Here is a 13,740-nt window from a genome sequence, read left to right as displayed (position 1 = left end):
ACTCCCGTTATTGGTCCCTTTATTATGGAATGATTAAATACATTCCTTAGATAGAAGAATGGGGAATTAGAAATGAAAACTTATTATTATGATCATTGTGCATCAACCCCAATGCTGCCAACGGTTATTGATACGATGAGCGAGCTGATGAAGCTTCATTATGCGAATGCATCCGCCTTACATCAAGCCGGCGCTGAAGCGATGAAGCTAGTGGAAAGGGCTCGCACAAGCATCGCTGCAAGAATGGGGGCTTCCTCGAAGGAGATTGTTTTTACTTCGGGTGGAACAGAAAGTAATAATTTGGCCATTAAAGGCTCGATATATAAAGTAACAAGGGTATCCAAACATATTATTACGACTGCAATTGAGCACGCATCGGTGTATCAATCAGTTCGTCAGCTTGAAACGATGGGAATCCAAGTGACAATACTTCCAGTCGATCATCTGGGCAGAGTAAATCCAGATGATGTGGCGCAAGCCATTCGGAAGGACACTGTGCTCGTTAGTATTATGCAGGTTAACAATGAAACGGGTGTCATTCAACCCATTCAAGAGATTGGGAAGATAATCTCAAAGCATTCTCATGTAAGATTTCATGTGGACGGGGTTCAAGCGATAGGCAAGGTGCCATTTGATTGGGCGGGCTCGGGCGTACATTTGTATACCGGCTCGGCGCATAAGTTTGGTGGACCTAAAGGAATGGGGTTCCTTCTTGTTAAAGAGGGAGTCGAGCTTGCTCCTCTGCAAAGCGGTGGAGATCAAGAGCAGGGCATTCGATCAGGCACGCTTAATGTCCCCGGAATCGTAGCTATGTCACAGGCACTAAGATTGACGATAGAGAGCAGGGAAAACAGAAGGCAACGAATGTACGAGATGAGACGACAGCTGCTTGAACTCGTTAGTCGAATTCCTGAGTTAGTATTGAATGGACTCTCCTCCTCAGATAAACAATTTAATGAAAATGATTATGCACCTCATATCGTGAATTTGTCCTATCCAGGGATGAAGCCAGAAGTCATTGTTCATATGCTCGAGAAGCATGGCATACAGGTGTCTACCCAATCAGCCTGCTCCTCCAAGAGTCTGAAGCCAAGCCGGGTACTTCTGGCTATGGGCTTTGATGCAGATCGAGCATCTGGAAGCATTCGTATTAGCTTTGGCGATGAGCATTCAAAGGAAGATATCGAAATATTAGGGGAAAGGCTTAAGATGGCTGTAGCCAAGCTAAAGCCGTTAGAGAGGAAGCAGTAAATGGAATACGAACTCATTATGGTACGTTTCGGAGAAATAACGATCAAAGGGAAAAATAGACATCGATTCGAAAGTCTGCTTGCTTATCAAATTAAGACGGCTTTAAAATCATTCCCAGCGCTTACATATGAGAAAACGCTTGGTCGATTGTACATCCGTCTCAATGGAGAAAGCTACGGGCTTGTTGGGGACAGAGTAAAGGATATATTCGGCGTTCTTTCATTCAGTCCTGTAGTAAAAGCAGAGCAGAGCCTAGATGCGATTCGTGACAGTGCACTTGAGCTTATAAGTGGATTAACACCAGCCCCTAAGACATTCAAAGTATCGGTGAAGCGCGCATGGAAGCAATTCCCGCATGATTCCGTGGAAATGAATCATCTAGTAGGTTCTCATGTTCTACGGAATACTCCTGACCTGAAGGTTAACGTACGCAATCCTGAAGTGGAGCTGAAGATTGATATTCAGCATGAAAATACTTATTTGTACTGTGAAGTCGAGAAGGCTGCAGGAGGCTTCCCACTGGGCATGAATGGGAAAGCGATGCTTCTGCTCTCCGGAGGGATTGACAGCCCTGTAGCCGGGTGGATGGCGATGAGGAAGGGACTTGTTCTGGAGGCTGTCCATTTTCATAGCTATCCGTTCACAAGTGAGCAAGCCAAAGAAAAGGTCATTACACTTGCGCAAAGATTGGCCTATTATAGTGGTAAAATAAAGATCCATCTCGTTCCATTCACGGAAGTACAAACAAAGCTAACTCAAACGGGTCACGATAGCTTGATCATTACGCTGATGAGAAGATATATGCTTAGAATAACGGAAAAGCTTGCTGAGCAAACAGGGGCGCTCGCTATTGTAACCGGTGATAGCCTTGGACAAGTGGCAAGCCAGACACTTGGAAGTATGAATGTAATTGGCCGTGCAGCAGCACTGCCTTTGCTTCGCCCGCTAGTAATGATGGACAAGATAGATATTATTAAATATGCAGAAACCATCGGCACATTTGAGACATCCATACTGCCCTTCGAGGATTGCTGTACCTTGTTCGTGCCTAAAAACCCGGCAATTAATCCGGATTTGGATCTAGTTGAGCGGATAGAGGCTCATTTAGGGGAAGAGATGGATCAGTTGGTCGATAAAGCCGTACAGGAAACTGAGACATTAATTTTAAGAGAAGAAGGAATTTCGCAAAAAGCTGAACAAAAGGAAGACGAGTGGTTCTGAGTATAAAATAAAAAGCCATGAAGCGCAGGTTAATGCGGCTCATGGCTTTTTGTGTACTTAACTATTTATGCTTAGTCGAAAGAACAGGCTTCTGTTTATTACGCTGAATTTTGCGTGCTCTGATAGCGTTTGTCCAAACTCCGGCTACAATAACGAGCACAACCATAATGGCTAAGAATATCCAAGTAAATTCAGGGTTGCTATCGAAAAATCCCTTAAACTCACCTTCATGAGTAATCATCTTGGCAGCAGTAAATGCCAGAACACCGGAGCCCAAGTAAATAATCCATGGATATTTCCCGATAATTTTGATGAACAAGGTGCTTCCCCACACAACAATAGGAATGCTTATCAGAAGTCCAAGTACGACAAGAAAATAATCTCCATGAGCCGCACCAGCTACTGCAATTACATTATCCAGCCCCATAGCTGCATCTGCTATGACTATTGTTCGTATAGCAGCCCATAGTGTTGAGCCTGCTTTAATATCTCCATGTGCGTCCTCTTGGACGAGCAGCTTGTATGCAATCCAGATGAGTAATACGCCACCAATTGCAAGCAGGAATGGGATTTTGAGAAGGGAGACGACGAGCATAGTAGCAACGATACGAATGATGACTGCCCCAGCAGTTCCCCAAACGACAGCTCTTCTCTGTAAATGCTTTGGTAAATTTCTTGCCGCGAGACCAATGACAATAGCGTTGTCACCAGCGAGTAATAGATCAATAAATACGATTGTTAGCAACAGAGACCAGAAGTCTATGCTCAGTAAATCCCAGCCAAACAATTCCACGTTAATCCCTCCACAAGCTTTAATAAAAGGGTAATACGTAAACTTTTTAAAATAGATTCAAAAATGTTCCTACATTCATATCCTCTTCAGCTTGTACATAAAACTGGTAAGAGGGGGTGTTTGTATGGGAACGATGGAAACTCTGCTTGTCTTCCTGGAAATCATAATGATTAATTTACTTTTAAGTGGTGATAATGCCATTGTTATTGCAATGGCAGGACGTAGGCTGCCACCGAACCAAAGGAGAAGGGCAGTCTGGTGGGGGGCTATTTTCGCTATAGTATTAAGATGTGTATTAACATTAGGTGCTATCAAACTGCTACATATCCCGTTCCTTCAGACCGCAGGAGCGATATTGCTGTTCGTTATTGCCTTGCAGCTATTGTTAGACAATAAGGAAAAGTCCCATGATAACAAGGCGGCATCTACGCTTGCAGGAGCGGTATGGACCATTGTGGTAGCGGATTTCGTGATGAGTCTTGACAATGTGCTAGCAGTTGCAGCAATCGCAGGTGGAGATACGGCTATGCTAATAATAGGAATTGTAATGAGCATCCCGATTATTATTTGGGGTAGCTCCTTTATTATCAGAGTGCTAGATCGATTTCCTGGCTTACTTTACCTAGGTGGCGGGTTGCTAGGCTATACGGCGTCCGAGATGATGCTTGGAGATGCGGGATTAAAGAAATACATTCACATGTTACCTTCCGAATTCGACAGGTTATTTCCCATCATTATGGTCATGTTACTTCTGGTTGCAGCACTCATCCTTCGACGTCGTTCATAGTTTTCATTTCAATATTAAAAAATAATCATTATTAAACTTTAGGTAAAATTTTGCATGCACGAACTAGTTTTTTCCTTCAACTTACATTAAACTAAAGAAAAAGATGTCACAACCCATTAGGGTATGGGCATTAAGAGTATGGGATGAAGTGGGGGATCCATCGTGAACAGACAATCCGCCGCAGTCGGAATTGGAATCGTGGCTGTGGGGTTGATTATTCTTTTGGGTAAGCTGGGTGTGTTTGCTTACATCGGTGCTGTGTTTTGGCCGCTGTTTATTTTAATTCCTGGCGTGTTGCTGCATGTGCTCTATTTTGGTCGTATGCTGCCTTCAGCAGCTTTGATTCCAGCCGGAATCTTGACGGTCGTTTCAGTATTACTGTTAATCGGTAATTGGTTTGGATGGGGATTAATGAAATACTTATGGCCGCTATTTCCTTTTGCAGTTGCGGTTGGACTTTATGAATTTTACGTATTCGGCTATAGCCGCTCCAAGCAGTTATGGACAACGGCTGTCGGGCTTGCAGTATTATCCCTTGTCGCGTTCTTTATGACGTTGCTTTGGACATGGGGAATATACTTATTGGCTGCTGCTCTCATCGGTGTTGGGGTGTGGCTCGTTCTACGTCGGCCTCGTACGTGGTAGTGCTGTGATTTTTTAACTTATAGTTGGCTTTTGATTAATTGTAGCGTATAATAGAAGGGATGGAGACTGGCGAGAGTTGTTGTACTAGCGCTATGTCAAACGTACCGGTGATGCAAATTAACGTCGGCCTCGTGTCGACGTTTTGTTTTGTGGATTTAGAGAACCCTATAATTAGGGTTCACAGATAAATGAGGAGTGGAATTATGCATTCAAGAGACCGTATTCGTAATATCGCTATTATTGCCCACGTTGACCACGGGAAGACGACCCTTGTTGACCAATTGCTACGTCAGTCTGGAACTTTCCGTGACAACGAGCAGCTTCAAGATCGTGCTATGGACTCCAATGATTTGGAGCGGGAACGTGGTATTACTATTTTGGCGAAAAACACTGCAGTACAGTATAAAGATAATTTGATTAACATTGTGGATACACCAGGACATGCCGACTTCGGTGGTGAAGTTGAGCGGATTATGAAGATGGTTGACGGTGTTCTTCTGGTTGTTGATGCTTTCGAGGGCTGTATGCCCCAAACTAAATTCGTACTTCGTAAAGCACTACAGCAAGGATTGACTCCTGTAGTTGTTTTGAACAAAATTGACCGTCCCGCAGCTCGTCCAGCTGAAGTGGTGGATGAAGTGCTTGAATTGTTCATCGAGCTTGAAGCTACTGATGAGCAGCTAGAATTCCCGGTAGTATATGCTTCCGGTTTGAATGGTATTGCTGGTAATACCCCTGATGATCTGCAAACGACAATGGAGCCTTTGTATGAGATGATTCTTGAGCACATCCCGTCTCCGAAGGAAAATCCGGATGAGCCTTTACAATTCCTGGTAACTTTGCTTGATTATAATGAATATATGGGACGTATTGCGATCGGTCGTGTTAATCGCGGTCGTATTAGCCAAGGTCAAGTCGTTGCGGTTATTAACCGTGAAGGCCAGATCAAGCAAGCACGTATTGAGAAGCTGTTCGGATTCCAAGGTCTGAAGCGGATAGAAGTTGAAGAAGCTGCAGCTGGTGACATTGTTGCTATTGCGGGTCTAAGAGAAATCAATATCGGTGAAACGATTGCTGATCCAGCTAATCCGGAAGCTTTGCCAGTACTGGCTATTGATGAGCCTACACTGCAAATGACTTTCCTAGTTAATAATAGCCCGTTTGTAGGCCGTGAAGGTAAATGGGTAACATCCCGTAAGCTACGTGAGCGTCTGTTCAAAGAAATCGAAACAGATGTGAGCTTGCGTGTAGAAGAAACCGATAGCCCAGATGCGTTTGTTGTTAGTGGTCGTGGTGAATTGCATCTAGGAATTCTGATTGAGAATATGCGTCGTGAAGGCTTCGAGATTCAAGTATCTAAGCCTGAGGTTATTCTTAAGATGGTTGACGGTGTGAAGAGTGAGCCTATCGAGCGCTTGCTAATTGACGTGCCGGAAGAGAGCATGGGAGCGGTCATGGAAAGCCTAGGAACGCGTAAAGCGGAAATGGTTAACATGATCAACAATGGAACAGGCCAAGTTCGTCTTGAGTTCTTGATTCCTGCTCGTGGCTTGATCGGTTACCGCACGAACTTCCTTACATTGACTCGTGGTTATGGCGTTATGAACCATGCGTTCGACAGCTATGGACCAATGATCGGTGGACAGGTTGGCGGACGTCATCAAGGCGTGCTTATCGCGAGCGAATCCGGTAAAACAACGATGTATGGAATGATGTCTGTAGAAGATCGCGGTATTCTTTTCTTGGAGCCGGGACTTGATGTTTACGAAGGTATGATTGTAGGCGAGCATACTCGCGATAATGATATTGTCGTTAACATTTGTAAAGAAAAAGCTTTGAACAACATTCGTACAGCTAACAAAGAGGAAACAGTAAAGCTGAAGTCTCCGCGCCTGATGTCTCTGGAAGAAGCTTTGGAATATTTGAACGACGACGAGCTTTGTGAGATTACTCCTAAGAGCATTCGCCTTCGTAAAAAGTTCCTGAACAAAAGTGAGCGCGAGCGTTCGGAAAAGCAACGTCGTACAGCTGAAGCTGGAGTTTAATCGAATAACAAAAGAAATTAGCCGTCCCTCGGACGGCCAATTTCTTTATACTTAACTTGCAACTTTGTAGTTTGCTCATACGTTATATCGTGAAGGAGTGTTTTCTATGCAGCAGTGGTTCCATGATCACATAGTGATTTCCTATCTGCTCATCGTCGCCTGTACGATTTATATTTTTAATGCCGTATTCAGAACAGGTAAGCTTCCAATTCTCAAGGAAATACTCGTTCATGTTGTTCTGGCGCTTGGCTGTTTCATTCTGCTCTTGCTCCAGCTCGACAAATTACCTATTATACAGTGCATGGCTGTAGCGGTAGGAATGATGCTTCTTCTTCGGATGAGACAGTTTTACGACAAACGCAAAGCATACCGCGATAATAAGAAGAACGGTTCACCTCGTGTGAATTCAGCAGATTCTCAATAAGCTAGTATTGTTTTTACTGGTACCCATCTAATTAATTGCTGTTTTACTTGGAGGGGGAAGCGGTTATGTCGTTAATGGATGCTTTGTTTTATTGGCTGCAGATGAAGTGGGTTTCCTCCGCCCGACCTGACGATGAGGCGGCAAGGGAGACACTTCTCTTTTTTGCGCAAATTTTGTCGGATGACCACGAGCTGACGTCATTTGATGTCACTTCGGAGGATGCGGGGAAAGTTCATGTGACTTATTGCAAGACAGATGGATCCACTCGTACTGTATGGTTTGACCGAGAAGCCGTTGAGCAATTAAATCGGGATATGTTCGGTCACTCCTATCATGTTTCCGACACTGAGGACGAGGAGGAAAGCGTTTGAGTCACGATACACCGTTAGAGGGGAGAAATTCCCGTCGCAGCACAGCCCCTAAAAAAACGAAGAAGCCGGGTAAAAAATTTCGTTGGGGACGAGCTGTTTTCATTTTTATTGGCTTAGTTATTGTAGCGTTAGCCATTTACTTAGGGTACTTATATAACGTTGGTAAAGAAAATATAGAAAAAATAGCTGATCCGGATCCTAAGAGCAATGTCATTCCGAAGGAAGAACGTGCACAGGTTAAGCCAATTGCCCTTGTACTTCTCGGTCTGGATACTCGATCTGAGACAGGGAGTATGAATACCGATGTTATGATGGTTGCTGCTTTTAATCCTAAGAGTAAAACGGCGACGGTAATTTCTATTCCTCGTGATAGCGACTTTCAGCTGGATGGCTATAAGAAGCACAAAGCGAACGGCTATTACGCTGCTTTCTATTCTAAAGCACGTAAAGACGATAGCTTAGGGGACGATAAGAATAAAATTCTAGGCTATGCGCGTGACGAAACACGTGAGATGCTGTCTAAGTTTTTCGAGGTCCCGATTAACTACACAGCTGTCATTGATTTTCATGGCTTCGTAGATGTTGTTGATGCACTCGGAGGAGTTAACGTTTACGTTAACAAGGACATGCGATATGTTGATACGGTAGATAATACAGACATCAACCTTAAAAAGGGTGAGCAAAAGCTTGATGGTGAACAAGCTCTTGGTTTCGTCCGCTATCGTAAATCTAATCGTGGTACAGCAGAATCAAGCGATTTTGAGCGTAATGAAAGACAAAGCCAAGTGCTCGGTGCCATTACGGATCGTTTGAAATCCTTCGGTACTGTGACGAAAATTGATGAAATCTTAAATGCTGTTGGAAACAATATGAGAACTGATATCCCTAGTGTGCAAATTGAGAATATGATCAAAACATACTTTGGTATTAACCGTTCAGATATTCGCTTTATTCCTTTGGCTGGCACATGGAAGAGTCCTTATGTTTATTTAGACAAAGAGAAGCTAGAAGAGGCTAAGCAAGCGTTGAAAGAAGAGCTCAGCTCGGAAGGCCGTCATGTTACTACACCGGAAAGCACACCGGTTGCTTCTTAGTAAGGGTATTCTAACACTGTCTCAAATTCGATCCTTATGATATAATAAAGCCAGTAATCCACTTAGGGGGGCTGCTGGTGGCAGGAACGAATACCGCTCTTGTTTACATTGATAGTCGTTCGCAGTTTAATACAGAAGTGAGAATTGCTATGTACTATGGCACTCGTCTGTCCATGCTTCCTGAGTATGAGAAAACCAATAATATAAGAGCCGTAGACTGCTTGGATACTCAAGTGTTCGAAGGCAATGAGAAAGCCCAGTGATTTTTCACTGGGCTTTTTGGCACCTATGAAGCACTAATCTTGTTGATTAAGCTACACCTTTTTACTTCTTGAGTTTGTTCAAAGAGCTAGTTCCCGTGTTCTCGGGGGTACTCGGTGGCATAATGTTACGAGGAATTTGGGGGATAACTCGCCCTACAATATCGGCAAGCTCTTCCGCAAATCCAGCAAGTGGGCGGCCGTGTCTAATGTCAGCTCTCATTTCCCGAAGTCTTTGGGAAAGATCAATATCTGCAGTGACAACGGCATCGATTCCGTAAGGGTCTTTACGGAAAGCCTCTGCTACCGAATATTTGATTGTACCGACACGAGATCTTTCCATTTTTTCATCGACATCTATGCCTACAATGGCATACTTACCGAATATGACGCAGTTGGCGTCCTTGACACCATTAACGCCACGAGCCAGCATCTCTAGATGAGCAGCTACCTTCTTCGGATTGTCGATTTTTTTGGAGGTACCATGTATTGCTTGTGTCTTGAGATGGTTATCAGTTGGCATTGGTGCTGAGTGCTTTTTACTACAGCCTGCGGAGCCCATTGTTAAAGTCAACAATAAGAGCAATGTGGTTCCGTAAGCGATAATTCTATATTGCTTCAATGAAGTTCACCACCCTGGCTTGGAGGGATGCCCACATTAGCCGAGAAAAAGTTGACTTCTCTTGGCTATCATAGGAGAAAGCGTTCGATGAAATTATTGTTCCCTGACATCCATGCACTATGTAAAAGGTTATAAGGAAAAACATTACACTTTAGCCCAAACTCAAAAAATGTCCGATTGTGGAGGGAACAAACATGCGAAAAATTTACGTACTCGATACGAATGTGCTCTTGCATGATCCGCTCTCCTTGTTTTCTTTTGAAGACAATGAGGTTATTATTCCCTCTGTAGTATTGGAAGAGATTGACTCTAAGAAGCGACTGGCCGATGAAATCGGGCGGAATGCACGTAATATTTCCCGAGAGCTGGATAGTATGAGAGCATTAGGTCAACTGCATAATGGGGTGACGCTTCCTAATGGTGGGTTATTAAAGGTGGAAATGAATCATCGCCGCTTCGTGAAAGTGCAGGAAATGTTTGGCGATATGACCAATGACAACAGAATACTTGCAGTGGCGCTGAATTATCATATAGAAGAACAGGAGAGTGGCGATCCACGCCCCGTCATCATCGTAAGTAAAGATGTACTTGTTCGAGTAAAGGCGGACGTACTCGGTATCATTGCTCAGGATTATCTTTCAGATCAGACTGCTTCGGTATCGGACCAATATACAGGACATTTAACGCTGCATGTCCATCCTTCCATTATTGATGATTTTTATTCAACAAGATTCCTTATTGTCAATCAATTGGGTATTAAGACCACCTTAAACCCTAATGAATTCGTTATACTGCGGGATGAAATGGGAACATCTAAGTCTGCACTCTTAAAGGTTACTTCCGATGGACAACGGTTAGAGCCACTGCATATGAGCAATGATCCGATCTGGGGCATAACAGCACGGAACGCACAGCAGCGAATGGCGTTGGAGCTGTTACTCAATGATGATATTCCATTAGTTACATTAACGGGACGTGCTGGAACAGGTAAGACGCTCATTACACTTGCTGCGGGCTTGATGAAGGTGGAAGATGAGCATAAGTTCAAGAAACTCCTTATCGCTCGTCCTGTCGTCCCTATGGGCAAGGATATTGGTTATTTACCAGGGGAAAAGGAAGAAAAGCTGCGCCCATGGATGCAGCCCATTTATGATAATTTAGAATTTTTATTTGATACGAAAAAGTCTGGCGATCTTGATAAAATATTAATGGGCATGGGGAGCATACAGGTAGAAGCCCTAACCTACATTCGGGGCCGTTCCATCCCCGGTCAATTTATCATCATCGATGAGGCGCAAAATTTAAGTAAGCATGAAGTGAAAACAATTGTTTCTCGCGTTGGGGAAAATAGCAAAATTGTACTGCTCGGAGATCCTGAGCAAATTGATCATCCGTACCTCGACTCCCAGAGCAATGGTCTCACATACTTGGTAGAACGCTTTAAGGCAGAGGGCATTAGTGGGCATGTCACCTTGGAGAAGGGTGAGCGCTCTCGCTTAGCGCAATTGGCAACAGAGAGATTGTAAATATAGCAAACCCCAAGCTTTAAGGTGTTGGACGGGGGTTCGAATCCCTCCTGGGACGTCATATATTCAGTTTGCAGCCGGGGCGGTATCCTATCCGCTCCGGCAATTTCTTTTAGAATCTGAGGTACAGTAGTTTAGAATTTCTACTAATAGTAAGTCTTTAGTATTATAAGCCAATAAAAGCGCTTTCTAAAAAAGGGAGACAGGCTCGCATTGTCCTGTTATCATAAATAATAACGTTAATAATGAAAAAGGTGACGATGTGGCACGTCGTAAATCGGCCTTGGTGTTCGTTTTACTTTGCATTACTGCTTTGGTAATTTCACCTTGGGCAGATGCGCCTTCTCCTAAATATACTCCTTCTCCTGAATCTCCCGTTGCTCCCGTAACAAAGGGAGAGCCTTTTGCGAGCGAAGAACCTGCAGTCGCAGAAGAAATCTCGCACATAACCGTCGGGGTTGCTTTGGGGGAGCAGGAGTTTAATGCGCTGGCTGATCAGAACAAACAATTTTTACTTAATAATAAGGATATGACTGTAGACTTGCTCAGAATTGATCCGGAGCAGTCTTATTCGATATATAGGAAGTCCTCTCAAATGGAGGAAAGTGCTGACGTTATGCTCCTGTCCAACGAGTGGGTAAAGGAATTTGCTGTTTCAGGCTATTTACTTCCTGCTGATTCTGCATTCGTAGGGAAAGCTTTGGCCGAGCAATTCGATGCGTTACTTGCACCGCTTAAATGGAACGACTATTTGTGGGGTGTTCCACATGATATGGATCCATTCGTAATCGCGTGGAATACAGACGTGTTACACAAGTGGCTCGGAGAAGATGTTACACTTCCTCTGACACTCGAGCAATGGGTTACATTGTCAGCTAGAAGCGCAGAGCAGGAAGGAGCAATCTCATGGCTAACGATTGATCCTAACGATCCACTAGCGCTTCTTGCATGGCTAGAGAACGCCACAGGTGAAAGAAGCGATGAGTGGTGGTCCGATGAAAGCAGTCCATTGGATAATATAGCCGTTAAACAGGCATTGTCATTGATTGAACAGCAAAGGGCTGGGGTGAGTTTCACTAGCAATGCTGGAGAAGCTGCCAGATTATTAAATGACGGCACAACACTTGCTGCAATTGTCCCCTATTCTTTAGCCGCTACCTGGGAAGCTGAGCCTTGGCTTGTCAATGAAGCAAAGATTGAGATCGACCATCAAGCATGGAAGCTTCCCTTTGTATGGCCACGCGGAAATAGCTTTGTTATTTCCGCGAATACCAAGGAGGAGGAGGCGGCTTATAAATGGATTGCCGAGATGACGAGTGATCAGATCCAACTACATAATATGGAGAAGCAGAGAAAGCTTCCTGTCTACAGATCTATCTACGATAGCGACAGTAAATTGTCTAACCTTCTGCCCGGAAGAGCAGGTAAATCCTTTCCTAACCAATCTCCGCTTTATATGGGACCGGATATGGCTGATCAGCTTAATGTATTGGGAAATCTGTGGCGCAGGCTTGCAAAGGGAAATTTGACATTAGAAAATTGGAAAGAAGAATGGCATAGCTAGCCAATCTTGAGCTGGACAATGAGCTTGCCATCTTCCATTTCCACGCTTTGAGCCTTCACATATTTAATAAGCTTTTGCGGGTAGAAGCCTAGGTCATACTCTCTCTCCAAATCTGCTCTTGTTGTGTCTGGTAACGCCAAACCATTAAAGATTAAAGTGTCCACGTGGAAACGGATTGCATTTTCAGGCTCATTTTCTATCGTATATCTTCCTTGAATTTTGACCGTAATATTTCCATTGTTGCCTTCCATCGTTAAGAGACCATTGTCGAATTTGAAAGCAAAATCATTAAAGCGGCTGTCCTCTCCTCGTAAAAACTCGTTTAGTTGACTGTCCGTTATTGTAAGCTTTGTTTTTAATCCATTAGATTGAATGATGCCAGGCGTTTTCTTGACGAAATCAGGCAGGTTTTTCATGGCATTTGCCAGTGCCCGGAAATGCTGTTTAACCTCATATAAACCGACGTTTTTCCAATAGGCTTGTAGCTCATCCATAAGACGTTGCAGCATTTTCTCGTCATCGCTTGTTGCAAGTGCTTGATCTAACTCTTTTTGCAAAGTAAGAATGCGCTCCCGTTGGGCGATGAGATCTAGCTCTACGGCTGAGAGATCATTTTTTTCATGCTTTAATTGTTCATAGCCCTTTTTTAGTATTTTATAATTTTCGGCATAATCTCCCATCGTGCTATGATCAGCCTCTAGAATCATATCCATCGTCTCCCAGACGCGAATAAGATTAGGAAGGGAGCTTGCGGACAAGAGAGAGGATAGCCAGAAATCCTTATAGCCCATATAATAGGAGCGCAGCACGCGACCTGCTTTTTCTCTCTGAACAGCAATGGCTATTTCTTGCTCAGCAAGCTGTTTCTCGCTTTTCTCAATATGATTTTGGGTTTTTCCTTTAAGTCCAGAAATACGCTCAATTTCTCTGTCTAGCTCTACTACAGACAAGCTCTTTTCTAATAATTTTCTTGTTTCTTCAGGCAAAGGTTCTGCGTATACAGGCAATATAGCTACTGTCCGAGAGAGTGTTAGTAGCAATATGGAAGCCACCAGCATAGCCGTTATCAGGCGACGCATAGGAGGTCCCTCCTTTCGGTAATGCAGTGCAATCATGGAAGGCATGGTCAATTGACCC

The 13,740-nt window shown here is 43.9% G+C and carries 14 protein-coding genes; 11 read left to right on the top strand and 3 right to left on the bottom strand.

Annotated features, from left to right (window positions below; all coding sequences use genetic code 11):
* Positions 1 to 72 precede the first annotated feature (72 nt).
* Positions 73 to 1,251: a cysteine desulfurase family protein gene (locus KCTCHS21_RS20140; protein ID WP_130612474.1), complete on the top strand. Its 1,179-nt coding sequence runs from the start codon at positions 73 to 75 to the stop codon at positions 1,249 to 1,251.
* Positions 1,252 to 2,472 (top strand): tRNA uracil 4-sulfurtransferase ThiI, encoded by a 1,221-nt coding sequence (gene thiI / locus KCTCHS21_RS20135; protein WP_130612471.1) that lies wholly within the window; start codon positions 1,252 to 1,254, stop codon positions 2,470 to 2,472.
* A gap of 61 nt (positions 2,473 to 2,533) precedes the next feature.
* Here thiI and KCTCHS21_RS20130 read toward each other — a convergent pair whose 3' ends face one another.
* Positions 2,534 to 3,265 carry a TerC family protein gene (locus KCTCHS21_RS20130; RefSeq protein ID WP_232057896.1) on the bottom strand — a complete coding sequence of 244 codons (732 nt, stop codon included), beginning with the start codon at positions 3,263 to 3,265 and terminating at the stop codon, positions 2,534 to 2,536.
* Between the two features lie 124 nt (positions 3,266 to 3,389).
* Here KCTCHS21_RS20130 and KCTCHS21_RS20125 point away from each other — a divergent pair, with 124 nt between their 5' ends.
* The 7 genes from KCTCHS21_RS20125 (at position 3,390) to KCTCHS21_RS20095 (ending at position 8,894) form a co-directional block, all read left to right on the top strand.
* Positions 3,390 to 4,052, top strand: coding sequence for a TerC family protein (locus KCTCHS21_RS20125; RefSeq protein WP_232057895.1), 663 nt, complete (start codon positions 3,390 to 3,392; stop codon positions 4,050 to 4,052).
* Between the two features lie 162 nt (positions 4,053 to 4,214).
* Positions 4,215 to 4,697, top strand: a complete 483-nt coding sequence (locus tag KCTCHS21_RS20120) for a hypothetical protein (protein WP_130612468.1) — start codon at positions 4,215 to 4,217, stop codon at positions 4,695 to 4,697.
* A gap of 203 nt (positions 4,698 to 4,900) precedes the next feature.
* The gene (gene typA / locus KCTCHS21_RS20115; RefSeq protein ID WP_130612465.1) at positions 4,901 to 6,742 is read left to right on the top strand and encodes a translational GTPase TypA; all 1,842 of its coding nucleotides are present in this window, start codon (positions 4,901 to 4,903) and stop codon (positions 6,740 to 6,742) included.
* 106 nt (positions 6,743 to 6,848) lie between these two features.
* Positions 6,849 to 7,166 carry a YlaH-like family protein gene (locus KCTCHS21_RS20110; protein ID WP_130612462.1) on the top strand — a complete coding sequence of 106 codons (318 nt, stop codon included), beginning with the start codon at positions 6,849 to 6,851 and terminating at the stop codon, positions 7,164 to 7,166.
* Between the two features lie 65 nt (positions 7,167 to 7,231).
* On the top strand, positions 7,232 to 7,537 hold the full coding sequence (locus KCTCHS21_RS20105; RefSeq protein ID WP_130612459.1) for a hypothetical protein: 306 nt from the start codon (positions 7,232 to 7,234) through the stop codon (positions 7,535 to 7,537).
* Positions 7,534 to 8,631: an LCP family protein gene (locus KCTCHS21_RS20100; RefSeq protein WP_130612456.1), complete on the top strand. Its 1,098-nt coding sequence runs from the start codon at positions 7,534 to 7,536 to the stop codon at positions 8,629 to 8,631. Before KCTCHS21_RS20105 ends, KCTCHS21_RS20100 begins: the two co-directional genes overlap by 4 nt.
* 77 nt (positions 8,632 to 8,708) lie before the next feature.
* The gene (locus KCTCHS21_RS20095) at positions 8,709 to 8,894 is read left to right on the top strand and encodes a PNPOx family protein (RefSeq protein ID WP_130612453.1); all 186 of its coding nucleotides are present in this window, start codon (positions 8,709 to 8,711) and stop codon (positions 8,892 to 8,894) included.
* 61 nt (positions 8,895 to 8,955) lie between these two features.
* Here KCTCHS21_RS20095 and KCTCHS21_RS20090 read toward each other — a convergent pair whose 3' ends face one another.
* Positions 8,956 to 9,513: a YhcN/YlaJ family sporulation lipoprotein gene (locus KCTCHS21_RS20090; RefSeq protein ID WP_232057894.1), complete on the bottom strand. Its 558-nt coding sequence runs from the start codon at positions 9,511 to 9,513 to the stop codon at positions 8,956 to 8,958.
* Positions 9,514 to 9,707: 194 nt separating this feature from the next.
* Here KCTCHS21_RS20090 and KCTCHS21_RS20085 point away from each other — a divergent pair, with 194 nt between their 5' ends.
* On the top strand, positions 9,708 to 11,039 hold the full coding sequence (locus tag KCTCHS21_RS20085) for a PhoH family protein (protein ID WP_130612450.1): 1,332 nt from the start codon (positions 9,708 to 9,710) through the stop codon (positions 11,037 to 11,039).
* A 262-nt stretch (positions 11,040 to 11,301) separates the two neighbouring features.
* A complete protein-coding gene (locus KCTCHS21_RS20080; RefSeq protein ID WP_130612447.1) occupies positions 11,302 to 12,603 on the top strand; it encodes an extracellular solute-binding protein in 1,302 nt (433 codons plus the stop codon).
* Here KCTCHS21_RS20080 and KCTCHS21_RS20075 read toward each other — a convergent pair.
* Positions 12,600 to 13,682, bottom strand: coding sequence for a coiled-coil domain-containing protein (locus KCTCHS21_RS20075; protein WP_130612444.1), 1,083 nt, complete (start codon positions 13,680 to 13,682; stop codon positions 12,600 to 12,602). The genes KCTCHS21_RS20080 and KCTCHS21_RS20075 overlap by 4 nt on opposite strands.
* Between the last annotated feature and the right edge of the window lie 58 nt (positions 13,683 to 13,740).

The organism is Cohnella abietis (assembly GCF_004295585.1).
Classification (GTDB): Bacteria; Bacillota; Bacilli; order Paenibacillales; family Paenibacillaceae; genus Cohnella; species Cohnella abietis.
Note: the sequence above shows the minus strand (reverse complement) of the source record. Positions and strands in the feature narration are given on the sequence as shown.

Excerpts from the sequence above, each read along its gene's own strand:
- KCTCHS21_RS20110 (WP_130612462.1), top strand. The coding sequence starts at position 6,849 with ATGCAGCAGTGGTTCCATGATCACATAGTGATTTCCTATCTGCTCATC.
- KCTCHS21_RS20125 (WP_232057895.1), top strand. The coding sequence starts at position 3,390 with ATGGGAACGATGGAAACTCTGCTTGTCTTCCTGGAAATCATAATGATT.
- typA (WP_130612465.1), top strand. The coding sequence starts at position 4,901 with ATGCATTCAAGAGACCGTATTCGTAATATCGCTATTATTGCCCACGTT.
- thiI (WP_130612471.1), top strand. The coding sequence starts at position 1,252 with ATGGAATACGAACTCATTATGGTACGTTTCGGAGAAATAACGATCAAA.
- KCTCHS21_RS20085 (WP_130612450.1), top strand. The coding sequence starts at position 9,708 with ATGCGAAAAATTTACGTACTCGATACGAATGTGCTCTTGCATGATCCG.
- KCTCHS21_RS20105 (WP_130612459.1), top strand. The coding sequence starts at position 7,232 with ATGTCGTTAATGGATGCTTTGTTTTATTGGCTGCAGATGAAGTGGGTT.
- KCTCHS21_RS20075 (WP_130612444.1), bottom strand. The coding sequence starts at position 13,682 with ATGCGTCGCCTGATAACGGCTATGCTGGTGGCTTCCATATTGCTACTA.
- KCTCHS21_RS20140 (WP_130612474.1), top strand. The coding sequence starts at position 73 with ATGAAAACTTATTATTATGATCATTGTGCATCAACCCCAATGCTGCCA.